Raw genomic sequence first — 13,981 nt, 5'->3', positions numbered from 1 at the left:
CGATGATGGCGTTCATGGGCGTGCGGATGTCGTGGCTCATGCTGTTGAGGAACGTGGACTTGGCTCGGTTGGCCTGCTGCGCGGCGGCAAGGGCCTCCTCCAGCAACTTCTTCTGCTCCGCCTCGGCCTCAACGACGTCGTCAACGTATCTAAAGCCAACGGCAACCAGGTCGGCACCTTCAACGGACACGTAGCGCATCTGAAGGTGATGGACCTCGCCCTGCACAAGGGCCCGGTAAGGGATGGAGAAGTCCGTGTTCGTCTCGATCTCGCCCAGGACGCGATTAAGCTCGGTCTTCTCCAGCATCATCTGCTGGTCGGGCCCGTAGACGCGCACCTGGATGTACTTGCGGATAAAGTACGTGTAGTCAAACCACGTGTCGGCGTACTCGTCTATGCCCTCGACGTTGTAGCTCTCCTCCTTGACGGTCTTGCCAAGGTTCTCCTTGAGCCGCACGAGGAACACGTTGCTGTAGTCGCGGCTGAGGGCGTCGTTGACCGCCATGGAGTCGCGAAGCCGCGACTGCACCTTGAGCAGGTCTTTCTTGTCCTGCTGCGCGACGGCGAGGGCCCCCTCCAGTGCCTCTTGCTGCGCAAGCTCGCGGTTCTTCTCCTCGGTGACGTCACGGTTGGCGAGAAGCACCACATCAAGGTTTCCGTTGGCGTCGTAGTGCTGCGGCACGAACATCGACTGCATCCAGCCGCCGCCCACCGTCTGGTACACAAACGACACGTACTTCTGCCCCTCGAGGCGCTGCGCGATCGTGCTCAGGTCCGTGAAGGCGAGCTGCCCCTCGAGATAGGGCTCAGAGACGTAGCCCTGCAGGATCTGGCCCCTTTGCTCCCTGCTCAGGGGGCCGATCTTGGCGGACCCGCCCTTCAGCGCGCCGACATCCTTTACGGCCTCCAGCTCAAAGGTGTCGAGGTAGCCCAGGTACATCGACGAGAAGACCCGGCCAATGGCATTGATGGTCTCCAGGCGCTTCTGCTCGATCATCATGAGCTCCTGCTGCGCAAGCTCGGTGGCCTTCTCGGCGCTGATGTCGCGGGCTACGTAGAGGACCTCCTTGGCCACGCCGTCCTCGTCGCGGCGCTTGACGATGAAACGCGCCTGCATCCACTGGCCGTTGACGGCAATGTAGTCGGCCGTGACGGTGCTCACGTCCGCAAGGCGCGCGGCCAGGGTGTTCAGGTCCAAGAACTCGTCCATCTGCCGCCTGAACTCCGGCGCCATGAACGACTCGATGATCATTGCCTTGGCGTCGTCGAAGTTTCCGCTGGTAGGGGCCATCTTGGCCATCTGCGGAATGCTGGTCAGGATGTCATAGGCGTGCGTGTCCACGTCCGCCCGGAAGATGGTGGAGTAAATCGTGGAGAGCGACTGGATGACCTCGACGTGCTCGCGCTGCTCGCGAGCGAGCTCGAGCTGCTGCTCGACGACGTCGTCGATGATGCGGAAGCCCACGACGATGTTGTGCGTGCCATCGACCCGACGAAACTCGTACTGGTAGGTGTGCTCCACGCCCTCGTCGGTACTGCGATAGGAGCCCGTGCTGCCGTCGCCTTCCTCAAAGACCTTGCGCAGGCTGGCCATGTTGAACACGGCGGCCATGCGCTCGCGGTCGTCCGGGTTCACGTTCTCAAGCAGCCAGCGAGACACCACGTCATCAAAGACGAAGGCCTGGCGGTTTGCGTCGCGCACCGCGCGCACGTGGTAGTCCTCGGCCAGCTTGATGACGCGAGCAGTGCCGTCGTCGAGGTTTGCCTCGTAGACGTTTCGGTAGTTCTTGGCCAGCGCGTTGACGATGGCGGCCTGCTCGTCCAAGGCGCGGCGATACTGCTGCTCGCGCAGCTTGTCCTTGGTGATGCGGCTGGTGCCGTAGATGACGTCGATGTAGTTGCCGTCCGCGTCCTTGTGGCCGCCGATAAAGACCAGGCGGTACCAGTCGTCCATCGTGGGGCTGTAGACCTCCAGCGTCTCCATGCCCGTCTGGGCCAGGCGCTCCTGCAGGGTGCCCGCATCGAGAAACGCCATGGTGGCGGTCTGGTCCTGCTCGCTGATGGTTTGAATGGCGTAGGCGCGCAGGTTCTCGAAGGCGTCGTTGGAAAGCTCGGCGGTGACGCTTTGGATGCGGTCGTTGGTCTTGACGTTGATGAAGCTGTGGTCGGCCAGGCAGATGAAGTAGCAGAAGTCGAAAATCTTGCCGACGACCTTCATCTGCTCGATTTGAGCGTCCTTGTCGTGCTCGGCGGTGATGTCGCGCCAGGTTGCGTAGAGCGCGGCCAGCGTGCCGTCGGCGCGGCGAACCAGCTTGCTTACGGCGTCAAACCAGCGGACCTGGCCGTTCTTGCAGACCATCGGGTGCTGCGTGTGCGTGATGTCGGGGCTTTCGGCCAGGTGCGCGACGTCGGAGAAAAGCTCGGTCAGGCGCGGGCGGTAGTCCTCGGGAAGCGCGCGGACCCAGGAGTCAAAGGTGTTGGGGAAGTCGTTCTCGTCCGTGTAGCCAAGAAGTTGGCGTATGCCGTCTGCCCAGTTGACGGAGGTGATGTTGCCCGCCTCGTCGAAGGTGACGGTGGAGACGCCGGAGCGGATGGTGCCCTCCAGCACGTCGAGGCGGTTTTGCAGGTCGGCGAGGGCGGCGTCGAGTGCGTCGGCGCCTGCGGGCGCGGCGTTGACGGCGGCGGCGCGTGAATCGCTGAACTGGATCTCTTCCTCGGAAAACTCCGAGACGCTTCTTCTTACCACGGTGTGCGCCCTTCGAGCTGTGTGCAGAGGCGCGCCGGCGTGTGGGCGCGGCGCGTAGATACTAGAAATTATATCCCCGGGACGCTCCCGCGCGTCGGGCATTTGGGCCTGCGCGGTAAACGAGTCACCGAGCGAGCGGCGCTACGCAACAAATAGCCCGCCCCCGGCTTCCCGAGGGCGGGCTTCTCTCAACCAGCGGTTTGCCGCCTACGATTTGGGGACAGTCCCCTTTTTGCACACGAGTGGCCACTGCGAACTTGTCGCCGAGCCATTGGGCGATTTGCTTGAAGCTGCGGTTCGTGTGCAAAATAGGGGACTGTCCCCAAACCGCAGGCCACGCGCCGAATTCACTCGAGGCGCTACGCCCCCTTGCCCTCCTTGCGGACCTCGAAGCAGGCGTAAAGCATGATGAGGTCGACGAGGACGTCGATGGCGATGGAGATGGTGAAGGAGCCGGTCGCGATGGCGGCGATGAGGTCGCCGACGCTCAGGATGGCGGTGATGCAGGCGATGACGGTCACGAAGCCCATCTTGGTGGGATTGTTGGCGCCGCGGATACCCATGGCCGCGACGAAGACGCCCCAGATGCTAAAGACGGTGAGCGCGATGGTGGAGACCTCAACCATCGCAATGGACTTCAGCGCGGTGGCAGAGGTCGCGGCAAGCACCGACTCGGGAGTCTTGACGCAGGAGACGAACGCCGTGACACCCATGATAATGGCGATGATGCTAAAGACGAGGTTGATGGTGGAGACGAACTTGAGGAGCTTGCGCGAACTGGACATGTGGGTGCCTTCTTTCTAGCTGCTCTGCGAGCGGTTTACTGTAGCAAAAGCGTAGCACACGGCCCCGCAGCTGCCGCAATCAACGCGCGACGGGCGCTCAACGCATGGTGAAGACGCGCTCGACGACGGCGCGGTACTCGTCGACGCGGCGGGCCTTGCGCACAGCGCGCCACACCGCGGCCGAATCGGCAAACGACTCCTTGGCATAGGACCACCACTCCTTCATGCGCATGACGGCGTTGCCGCCCATCTCGGTCTCGTAAGCGGCAAAGAGAGCGTCGTGGAAGCGGCGGAGCTCCTCGCGCGAGGCCGGCGCTCCCCCGCCGATCCGCTGGGCCAGCGACGGATCGGCAAGAAGGCCGCGACCAAGCATGACGTGGCGCGTCGCCGGGTAAGCGGTAAGAAGCGCGTCGAAATCGTCGCAGGTAAACACGTCGCCGTTGTACGCCACAGGAAACGGCGCGGTCTCGAGCGTGTAACCGTAGAGCTCCTGGCGCGGCTTGCCGTTGTAGGCGTCGGCCCGCACGCGCGGGTGCACGATGAGCTCGGCCAAGGGGCAGCGGCAGTACACGGCGAGGATGCGCTCGTACTCGGTATCGGCCTCCACGCCGACGCGGGTCTTCACCGAGACGGGCAGGGGCGAGCGGGCGCATATCTCCTGCAAGAAGGCCTCGAGCGCCTCCGGGTCGGCGAGCGCGCCCGCGCCCTTGCCGCGCGAGACCACCGTGCCGGAGGGGCACCCCAGGTTGAGGTTCACCTCGGCAAAGCCCCTCTCGGCAAGAAGCCCCGCCGCCCACACGAACTCGTCGGCGTCGCGGGTCAGCAGCTGCGGAATCACGTTGAGACCCTGATTGACCTGCGGGTCGATCTCTTCGCTTGCCCGGCGACCAAAACCCGAGCCCACGCGCGGCGGGCAGATGAACGGCGTGTAGTAGCGGTCCAGCGCACCGAACACGTCGGCGTGCGCGCGCCGGAACACGTGCCCCGTGATGCCCTCCATCGGCGCCAACGACAAAACCATGCGAACCTCCCAAGCTGCAAAGGGGACAGTCCCTTTTGCAGGTCCATTTTGCTCCAGCCGCGCGCATAAAGGGCGCCTAACGGCCCGACCGAAGCCTGACGACAACTTTTTCGAGATTCTGCGTGCTTTGTTAAGGGTTTTATGTGCCTTCAGCCATCGATCAACTGGGCAAACGCAAAACCTCCGTCCCCAATTGCGCCGCCGAGCACCGCGCGGAGACCCCGAAACGGCCTTTCGACCACGCACAATCTCGATTTTGTTGACAAGAAGCGCCCAAAACAGCCCCGATAGGCCTCGTCGCCGCCCCTTAACGTGCACCCGCCCGCAATCTGGGGACAGGCTCGCGCCTGCGGTTTGGGGACTGTCCCCTTTCCGCAGCGGTTTGGGGACAGTCCCCAAACCGCAGGTACGCCCGCCAGCTCGCCACCTGCAAAAGGGACAGTCCCCTTTGCTGGTTTGCGCGCGGCAAATCGCTAGAATACTGAAGCCCCATGTAAACACACCGAAAGAGCAGGCACCGCACATATGGCCACCTACGGTAACGACAGTATTCGCCAACTAAAGGACGAGGAGCGCGTGCGCCTTCGCCCGGCCGTCATCTTTGGCTCGGACGGCCTCGACGGCTGCGCCCACGCCGCCTTCGAGATCCTCTCCAACTCCGTGGACGAGGCGCGCCAGGGCTTTGGCAACCTCATCACCTTCACCGTCTTTGCAGACGGCTCGCTTCAGTGCGAGGACCACGGCCGCGGCTGCCCGCTGGACTGGAACGCCAAGGAGAAGCGCTTCAACTGGGAGCTCGTCTTCTGCGAGCTGTACGCCGGCGGCAAGTACGACAACAACCAGGGCGGCGACTACGACTTCTCCCTGGGCACGAACGGCCTGGGCTCGTGCGCCACGCAGTACGCCTCCGAGTACATGGACGTCACCGTCTGGCGCGACGGCAACAAGTACCAGCTGCACTTCAAGAAGGGCAAGGTCGTCGGCGCCAAGAAGAAGGCGCTGGCCATCGAGCCCGCGGACGACCCCACCCGCACCGGCACCACCATCCGCTGGCGCCCGGACCTGGAGGTCTTCACCGCCATCGACGTGCCCGACGAGTGGTTCCGCGAGACCATGCGCCGCCAGGCCGTGGTCAACGCCAACGTCACCTTCCGCCTGCGCATCGAGCAGGCCGACGGCACCTTCGCCGAGCAGGACTTCTGCTACCCCAAGGGCATCGAGGACTACGTTCTGGAGAAGGTCGGCGCGGACTACCTCACCGAGCCTTTCTTCATCGAGGCCGACCGCCGCGGCCGGGACCGCGAGGACCTGCCGGACTACAGCGTCAAGATCACGGCGTGCCTGTGCTTCTCGCGCACGTTCACGATGCAGGAGTACTACCACAACTCCTCCTGGCTGGAGAACGGCGGCTCCCCCGAGAAGGCCGCCCGCAGTGCCCTGACCAGCGCAATTGACGCCTACATCAAGAACCAGGGCAAGTACAACAAGAACGAGTCTGCCATCAAGTGGCAAGACGTCCAGGACTGCCTGGTGCTTGTGACCAACTGCTTCTCCACCCAGACCTCCTACGAGAACCAGACCAAGAAGGCCATCAACAACCGCTTCATCCAGCAGGCCATGACGGCCTTCTTCAAGGAGCGCATGGAGACCTACCTCATCGAGAACAAGGCCGCGGCCGACAAGATCTTGGAGCAGGTCCTCATCAACAAGCGCTCGCGCGAGAACGCCGAGAAGACCCGCCAGTCCATCAAGACCAACCTGCAGCAGAAGACCGACATGGCCAACCGCGTGCAGAAGTTCATCGACTGCCGCTCCAAGGACCGCGACCGCCGCGAGATCTACATCGTGGAGGGCGACTCGGCGGCAGGCGCCATCCGCACTTCTCGCGACGCCGAGTTCCAGGGCGTGATGCCGGTCCGAGGCAAGATCTTGAACTGCCTCAAGGAGGACTACCCGCGCATCTTCAAGTCCGACGTCATTATGGACCTCATGCGCGTACTTGGCTGTGGCGTCGAGGTCAAGGACAAGCGCATGAAGAACCTCGGCACGTTTGACCTGGACAACCTCAACTGGAGCAAGGTCGTCATCTGCACGGACGCCGACGTGGACGGCTACCACATCCGCACGCTCATCCTCACCATGCTCTACCGCCTGGTGCCCACCCTCATCGACGAGGGCTACGTCTACATCGCCGAGTCCCCGCTCTACGAGATCAACTGCAAGGACAAGACGTACTTTGCCTACACGGAGCTCGAGAAGAACAACATGCTCAAACAGATCGGCGACCAGAAGTGCTCGATCAACCGCTCCAAGGGCCTTGGCGAGAACGACCCTGACATGATGTGGCTCACCACCATGAACCCCGAGACGCGGCGCCTCATCAAGGTGGCCCCCGAGGACGTGAGCATCATGCAGGCCAAGTTCGACCTGCTGCTGGGCAACGACGATGAGGGCCGCAAGCGCCACATCGCCGAGCACGGCAAGGAGTACCTCGATGAGCTCGACCTGCAGTAAGGGATAAAAATGGCAACCAAGAAGACCAAGAAGCAGCTCAACAAGAAAAAGCAGGTCGACGCCTCCAACGTCATCGGACTCCACTCCGAGGTCGTGGAGCAGCCCATCACGCAGACGCTTGAGAGCAACTACATGCCCTACGCGATGAGCACCAACGTCTCGCGCGCGTTCCCGGAGATCGACGGCTTCAAGCCCTCGCACCGCAAGCTGCTCTACACCATGTACAAGATGGGCCTGCTCAACGGCGCGCGCCAGAAGAGCGCCAACATCGTCGGCCAGACGATGAAGCTCAACCCCCACGGCGACGCGGCCATCTACGAGACCATGGTCCGCCTGGCCACGGGCAACGAAGCCCTGCTCACGCCCTTCGTTGAGTCCAAGGGCAACTTCGGCAAGTACTACTCCGGAGACCTCTCCTACGCGGCCAGCCGCTACACCGAGGCCAAGCTCTCCCCCATCTGCGCGGAGATCTTCAAGGACATCGACAAGGACCCGGTGGACTTCATGGACAGCTACGACGGCGCCATGAAGGAGCCGCGCCTGCTGCCCACGACCTTCCCCAACATCCTGGTCTCCGCCAACAAGGGCATCGGCGTGGCCATGGCCTCCGACATCTGCGGCTTCAACCTGAACGAGGTCTGCGAGACCACCATCCGCTTCCTCAGCGATCCCAACTGCGACCTGCACGAGACCCTGCCCGCGCCCGACTTCTCCACCGGCGGCGAGATCATTTATCGCCGCGAGGAGATGGACAAGATCTACGAGACGGGCACGGGCGGCTTCCAGATCCGCTCGCGCTGGCGCTACCTGCCCGCCGAGCGCATCATCGAGGTCTTTGAGATCCCCTACACCACCAAGACCGACGTAATCATCGACCGCATCGTCAAGCTCTCCAAGGAGGGCAAGGTGCGCGAGATCGCCGACATCCGCGACGAGACGGACCTCTCCGGCCTGCGCATTGCCATCGACGTCAAGCGCGGCACCGACCCCGAGCAGCTGATGGCCAAGCTCTTCAAGATGACGACGCTGCAGGACACCTTTAGCTGCAACTTCAACGTGCTCGTGGATGGCTACCCGCGCGTCATGGGCGTGCGGCAGATCTTGCACGAGTGGGTGGCCTGGCGCATGGAGTCCACGCGCCGCCGCATCACGTTTGACCTGGGCAAGAAGAGCGACCGCCTGCACCTGCTTCGCGGCCTCGAAGCCATCCTCCTGGACATCGACAAGGCCATCAAGATCATCCGCGAGACCAAGCTCGAGGTTGAGGTCGTGCCCAACCTCATGGCCGGCTTCGGCATCGACGAGGTGCAGGCCGAGTTCGTAGCCGAAATCAAGCTGCGCAACATCAACAAGGAGTACATCCTCAACCGCACGAAGGACATCGCCAAGCTGGAGGGCGAGATCGCCGAGCTTGCGGCCACGCTTGCCAGCGAGCGCAAGATCAAGGGCGTCATCCGCGCCGAGCTTGCGGCCGTCAACAAGAAGTACGCGACGCCGAGAAAGACCGGGCTCGTCTCGCCGGAGGAGGTCGTGGAGGTTGACCTCGAGCCGCAGGTGGAGGAGTACCCCGTGACCATCATGGTCTCCGCCCACGGCTACCTCAAGAAGATGACCGACCGCGTGCTCAGCCGCGCCCAGAGCCTCAAGTACAAGGACGGCGACGAGCCCTTCATTGAGTTTGCGTCCAACAACACGGCTGAGCTGCTCGTCTTTACCGATAAGCAGCAGTGCTACAAGTGCAAGGTCGCACAGTTCGAGGACACCAAGGCGGCGCAGCTGGGGTCGTATTTGGGCACCGACCTGGACATGGACGCCGACGAGAACGTCATCTGGGTGCTCGACCCGGCCGACTACAAGGCCGACGCGCTCTACGTCTTTGAGAACGGCCGCGTAGCGCGCGTGGCGCTGGCCGGCTACGAGACCAAGACTAACCGCAAGAAGCTCAAGAACGCCATCTACGGCGGGGCGAAGCTGCTCTTCGCGCAAGTGCTCACCGAGGACCGCGACGTGGCGCTTGCCACCAATGACCAGCGGCTTATTAACTTCAACACGTCGCTTCTGGCCGCCAAGACGACCAACAGCACGCAGGGCATCCAGGTGATGACCAAGAAGAAGGGCCGCATCGTGGACGCCGTGGGCAGCGTCGAGGAGTTCCTGGGGCCGGACGCCTACGTGGAGAAGTTCCGCGCCGAGCGCCTGCCGTCGGCCGGCGCCTCCATCAAGGAGTCCGACATGAAGACCCTCTTCGACCTCGACACATAAGACGCGGGGACAGTCCCCTCTTCATATTCAGCCGGCAACTGAGGCGAGGCGCGGCCGAACGGGTAAGCTGAACTCAGGTTTTGCAAGCGAGCAAAGGAGCGAGCGATGATTGGACCTGGACCTGGCGGACCTGGACCTGGCGGACCTGGATTCGGCGGACCTGGACCTGGCGGACCGGGAGGCCCCGGCTTCGGAGGCCCTCACGGACCCGGCCCGCGCAGGGGCGGTTTCTGGCGCCCCGCTCCCCCGCCCCCGCCTCCCGGCGGCGGCTGCGGGTGCAACGGGTGCGGGTGCAGCGGCTGCTTCGCGCCGTTCGTGCTGGTCGTTTGCGTCGTTGTAATGGCCGCAGCAACCATCATCTAGGATCTAGGCAATAAGAGCGAACAAGGGGGCGCCTGCAATTTGGGGACAGTCCCCTTTTTTTGCACACGCGCGGGCGCTGCTGGCCCGTCGCAGAATCGTTGGGCGATTTGCCTGAAACTTCGGCTCGTGTGCAAAAAGGGGACTGTCCCCAAATTGCAGGCGCACGCCGCGCGCACTAAAATGAATATTTATATGCACAGCCAGATACGACGCAAACCCTACACCGCCTTGCTGATAAGGAGTTCTTGATGACTCGCTTTAATGTGGCCTCTACCTGCGGCTCATTTGCCAAGCGCGCAGGCCGCCTCGGCCTTTCGCTCGCCCTCGTGCTCTCGATGAACGGCATCGCGCCCGCCGCGGCCCTTGCCGCCGAGACCGACGACTCCACCACATCTCAGTACACCTATATCACCGGCAAGACCACGGACACGCAGTTCTCCCTGACCGACCCCAACGGCGACGGCGACGAGAGCGACAGCCTGGTCACCCCGGTCAAGTCCCAGAACCCCTGGGGCAGCTGCTGGGCGTTCGCCTCCATCGCCGCCTCCGAGACCAGCATCCTCGCCAAGCAGCGCGGCGAGGGCCAGGAAGCCAAGGCGGACAGCCTCGACCTTTCCGAGCTGCACCTCGCCTACTGGGCCTACAACATCGTGCCCGAGTCCTACGCCGGCTCCGAGCAGGCCGGCGAGGGCTACGCCACTGTTGAGGACTACAACGCCCTTATCGGCATCGGCGGCATACCCGAGTTCGCCAGCGCCCTGTTCGCGGCAGGCGCCGGCCCCACCACCGAGTCCGACGTCCCCTACATGCCCAACGCCGTAAAGGACGGCGACACCGCTAACATCTGGTACGTCTGCCGCGTCGTGTACACCGACGAGGCGCCTAAGGCCGAGGTTCTCACCGACGAGATGATCGAGGAGAAGAGAGCCGAGTCGAACGTCAAGAGCGTCACCAAGCTGTACTACTCCAGCGCCACCGCCGACAAGCAGACCGGCGAGTCCACCGGCGCCACGGACTGGTCGGTCCCCACCTCCAAGTACGGCGACCAGGCCTACGAGCTCGCCGAGAGCTACCTTCTGGGCGACATGGTGAACAAGGACTCGGAAGGCCACTACCTGAGCACCAACGAAGAGACCATCGAGGCCGTAAAGAAGCAGCTGGTCAATGGCCGCGCGGTCGTGACCGCCTTCCACGCCGACACCTCGCAGCCCGGCCAGGCCGCCGAGGGCAACTACATCAACTACGAGACCTGGGCCCACTACACCAACGACGACTCCGCGGTCAACCACGCGGTGACCATCGTGGGCTGGGACGACAACTACTCCAAGGACAACTTCCTCCACAACGACACCATCCAGGGCAACGGCGCCTGGCTGGTCAAGAACAGCTGGGGCTCCGAGACCGAAAACACCGGCGAGGACAGCAACGGCATCGACCAGAACCTCGGTCAGTGGGGCCTGCTGGACGAGAACGGCAAGCACACCGGCTACTTCTGGCTCTCCTACTACGACCACAGCATCAGCATGCTCGAGGCCTACGACTTCGACATCACCCACCAGCTCGCCAACACCATCGAGAGCCAGTACGACTACCTGGTGTACTCCACGATGATCCCGCTCGAGAGCGACACCCCAGTGAGCAGCGCTAACGTGTTTACGGCCGATCAGGACATTCGCCTGCGCTCGTTCACCTGCCAAACGGTGAAGCCCAACACGCACGTGACCTACGACGTCTACCTGCTCGACGACGACGCGGTCAACGCGGCCGGCGTCGTGACCGACCCGACCAAGGGCACGAAGGTGACCTCCCCGGGCGAGGAGCACACCTACGAGATGGACTACGAGACCGCGGGTTATCACCGTCAGCTGATCGAAGCAGAGGGCGATTGGATCGCCATGCGCAAGGGCCAGCGGTACTCGGTCGTGGTGACCCAGTACACCACCAACGAAGACGGCACCCCGCTGAAGTATTACCAGGCGGCCGGCGCCAACGAGGGCGTGAAGCCCACCACCGAGGAGCAGCTCGAGACCTGCCGCGCGAGGATCGAGGCCTCAATGATCCAGGACCGGTACACCAACTATGCGAGCTTCTGGATGACCATGTGCATGTCCGGCTACCAGAACGAGGAGGAGGCCGACGCGGCGCTGGCCACCTACGTTGAGCTCCTCATGGACCAGGCCGAGGGCGCCCTGACCAAGGAGGAGGCCGAGAAGGAGGCCGCGCAGTACAAGGAGTACCTGTGGCACGGCGGCATGAGCGAGGCGGACGCGCAGAAGGCCGGCGAGAAGTACGGCGAGGCGTTCGTGAGCACGAAGACTTTTAAGGCGGAGCTCAAGAAAGAAGTCGACGGGCTGATGGAGAAGGCCAAGGAGTGCGGCTACGTATCCAACGTGAATACCGGCGAGAGCTTCTCGTACGAGAACGGCGCCTGGACCGACTGGACCAACAAGGTCGCCGAGCTCAAAGAGGACAAGTACGCCGACTTCGCCATCGACAACGCGCCCATCAAGACCTTTGCCGACAAAGCCGACCTCGCGTCCGTCGATAGCCTCGACGCGCTGAAGGCAAAGATCGACGAGGCCAAGGCCGTGCTGGCCAGCGTCGTTATCAGCGCCGACGGCACCGATGTGCCTGCCGGGACGGCGTGGATGACGCAGGAGGCCTACGACGCGCTGAAGGCCGCCGTGGCGCGCGCCGAGGTCATCCTCGAGCAGGCCGGCAGCGACTGGCACAACGCCGTCGCCAGCAGCACGCCCGACCAGGACACCGTTGACGAGGTTCTCGCCGCCCTGACGTGGAAGGCCTCCGACGGCACCGCGAACGCGCAGCCCGGCAGACCCGCGGGCGGCTCCGGCAGCACCAACGGCTCCGGCAACTCCAGCGACTCCGCTGCGAAGACCAGCGCGTACGAGGCCAAGCGCAGCGTGCCCAAGACCGGCGACCCCGCGGCCAGCTACGCCACCGCCCCGCTCGGCCTGGCCGTCGCCGGCGCCGCCGCCCTCTGCATCGGCAAGAAGATCCGCGCCCGCTAACGGCCCGCTCGCGCGCCCCAGACCGACCGCACAGCAAGAACCCTGCAGTTAGGGTCACTTTCGAGCCCAAAAGTGACCCTAACTGCAGGGTTCTTTGCCGTACGCAGCCTAACGCCTGGTTTATGCCGGCAGCAGGTTGCTGTAGTACTGCGTGCGGCCGGCCAGGACGTCGTCGTAGAAGCCCTGCTTCCAGTCGATGTAGTCGATGCTGGCCTGGACCTCGGCGAGCTGGGCCACCAGGCGCTCGCGCTTCTCGGCGAGAAGGACCTTGCGCTCGGGGATGCTCCTCTCTCCCTGCAGGCAAAGCTGCAGGTACGCCTTCATTTCCTCGATGCTCATGCCGCACTTCTTAAGGCAGATGAGCCCCTTTATCCACTCAAGGTCACGCTCGTCGAAGACGCGGCGATTGTTCTTGTCGCGCTTGACGTTGGGCACGAGCCCCTGGTTGCAGTAGAACTTGAGCGTCTGGTAGGTCATGTTCGCCTCGCGGCAGGCCTGCATCATCGTGTACGTCATATGGAGAAGTTCCCCTCGCGCCAGCTTGTCTCTTTACCGGTTGTAACTATCGGTTGTTATAACCGCAATGTCAAGCAAAACCGGCAACGCGAAGGAGCAACCATGACTTTTGACCCCAGCAACATGATGTACGTGGAGCTTTCCTGCGGCGTGAAGATGCCGCAGCTCGGCTACGGCGTGTACCAGGTCACCCAGGACGAGTGCGAGCGCTGCGTGCGCGACGCCCTTGAGGTGGGCTACCGCCACATCGACACCGCGCAGAGCTACTTCAACGAGGAGCAGGTGGGCGCGGCCGTCGCAGCCTCGGGCATCGACCGCGCGGACCTGTGGCTCACCACCAAGGTCTGGCTTGAGCACTACGGCGAGGGCGCCACGCGCGCCTCGGTCGAGGACTCGCTGCATAAGCTTGGGACCGACTACCTGGACCTCGTTCTTCTCCACCAGCCCTTTGGTGACGCGTTCGGCGCCTGGCGCGACCTCGTCAAGCTCTACGAGGAGGGCAAGATCCGCGCCATCGGCATCTCGAACTTCTACGTCGACCGCATGGTCGAGTTCTGCGAGTTCAACGACGTCAAGCCCATGGTCAACCAGATGGAGCGCCACCCGTTGAACCAAAACACCGAACTCCAGGAGTGGGAGGCCAAGTACAACGTCGTCTCCGAGGCCTGGGCGCCCTTTGGCGAGGGCCGCGGCGGCCTCTTTGAGAACCCCGTGCTGGCGCAGATCGCGGCCGCGCACGGCA

8 protein-coding genes are annotated in these 13,981 nt (G+C 63.5%); 4 read left to right on the top strand and 4 right to left on the bottom strand.

Annotated elements, in window-relative coordinates; all coding sequences use genetic code 11:
* From U5709_RS04315 to U5709_RS04305, 3 genes are all read right to left on the bottom strand, one after another.
* Nucleotides 1-2,746: PAS domain-containing protein (locus tag U5709_RS04315; RefSeq protein ID WP_321972879.1), on the bottom strand; the 2,746-nt coding region annotated here is incomplete at its 3' end.
* A 359-nt stretch (nucleotides 2,747-3,105) separates the two neighbouring features.
* Nucleotides 3,106-3,531: a hypothetical protein gene (locus U5709_RS04310; RefSeq protein WP_321971912.1), complete on the bottom strand. Its 426-nt coding sequence runs from the start codon at nucleotides 3,529-3,531 to the stop codon at nucleotides 3,106-3,108.
* 97 nt (nucleotides 3,532-3,628) lie between these two features.
* Nucleotides 3,629-4,552 (bottom strand): tRNA-dihydrouridine synthase family protein, encoded by a 924-nt coding sequence (locus tag U5709_RS04305; protein ID WP_321972878.1) that lies wholly within the window; start codon nucleotides 4,550-4,552, stop codon nucleotides 3,629-3,631.
* A 525-nt stretch (nucleotides 4,553-5,077) separates the two neighbouring features.
* Here U5709_RS04305 and U5709_RS04300 point away from each other — a divergent pair.
* The 3 genes from U5709_RS04300 to U5709_RS04290 all read left to right on the top strand — a co-directional run bounded on the left by U5709_RS04300 (nucleotide 5,078) and on the right by U5709_RS04290 (nucleotide 12,723).
* Nucleotides 5,078-7,066 carry a toprim domain-containing protein gene (locus U5709_RS04300; RefSeq protein ID WP_321972877.1) on the top strand — a complete coding sequence of 663 codons (1,989 nt, stop codon included), beginning with the start codon at nucleotides 5,078-5,080 and terminating at the stop codon, nucleotides 7,064-7,066.
* Between the two features lie 9 nt (nucleotides 7,067-7,075).
* Nucleotides 7,076-9,328: a DNA gyrase subunit A gene (locus U5709_RS04295; protein WP_321972876.1), complete on the top strand. Its 2,253-nt coding sequence runs from the start codon at nucleotides 7,076-7,078 to the stop codon at nucleotides 9,326-9,328.
* 611 nt (nucleotides 9,329-9,939) lie between these two features.
* Nucleotides 9,940-12,723 carry a C1 family peptidase gene (locus U5709_RS04290; protein ID WP_321972875.1) on the top strand — a complete coding sequence of 928 codons (2,784 nt, stop codon included), beginning with the start codon at nucleotides 9,940-9,942 and terminating at the stop codon, nucleotides 12,721-12,723.
* Nucleotides 12,724-12,843: 120 nt separating this feature from the next.
* On the opposite strand, the gene U5709_RS04285 is transcribed toward U5709_RS04290, so the two are convergent.
* Nucleotides 12,844-13,239, bottom strand: a complete 396-nt coding sequence (locus U5709_RS04285; protein WP_321972874.1) for a MerR family transcriptional regulator — start codon at nucleotides 13,237-13,239, stop codon at nucleotides 12,844-12,846.
* A gap of 102 nt (nucleotides 13,240-13,341) precedes the next feature.
* Here U5709_RS04285 and U5709_RS04280 point away from each other — a divergent pair.
* The coding region (locus tag U5709_RS04280; RefSeq protein ID WP_321972873.1) for an aldo/keto reductase at nucleotides 13,342-13,981 on the top strand (640 nt) is incomplete at its 3' end.

The organism is Paratractidigestivibacter sp. (genome assembly GCF_963660155.1).
Taxonomy (GTDB): Bacteria; Actinomycetota; Coriobacteriia; order Coriobacteriales; family Atopobiaceae; genus Paratractidigestivibacter.
Note: the sequence above shows the minus strand (reverse complement) of the source record. Positions and strands in the feature narration are given on the sequence as shown.

Coding starts and splice junctions, on each gene's coding strand:
- U5709_RS04300 (WP_321972877.1), top strand. CDS start 5,078: ATGGCCACCTACGGTAACGACAGTATTCGCCAACTAAAGGACGAGGAG.
- U5709_RS04310 (WP_321971912.1), bottom strand. CDS start 3,531: ATGTCCAGTTCGCGCAAGCTCCTCAAGTTCGTCTCCACCATCAACCTC.
- U5709_RS04285 (WP_321972874.1), bottom strand. CDS start 13,239: ATGACGTACACGATGATGCAGGCCTGCCGCGAGGCGAACATGACCTAC.
- U5709_RS04295 (WP_321972876.1), top strand. CDS start 7,076: ATGGCAACCAAGAAGACCAAGAAGCAGCTCAACAAGAAAAAGCAGGTC.
- U5709_RS04290 (WP_321972875.1), top strand. CDS start 9,940: ATGACTCGCTTTAATGTGGCCTCTACCTGCGGCTCATTTGCCAAGCGC.
- U5709_RS04305 (WP_321972878.1), bottom strand. CDS start 4,552: ATGGTTTTGTCGTTGGCGCCGATGGAGGGCATCACGGGGCACGTGTTC.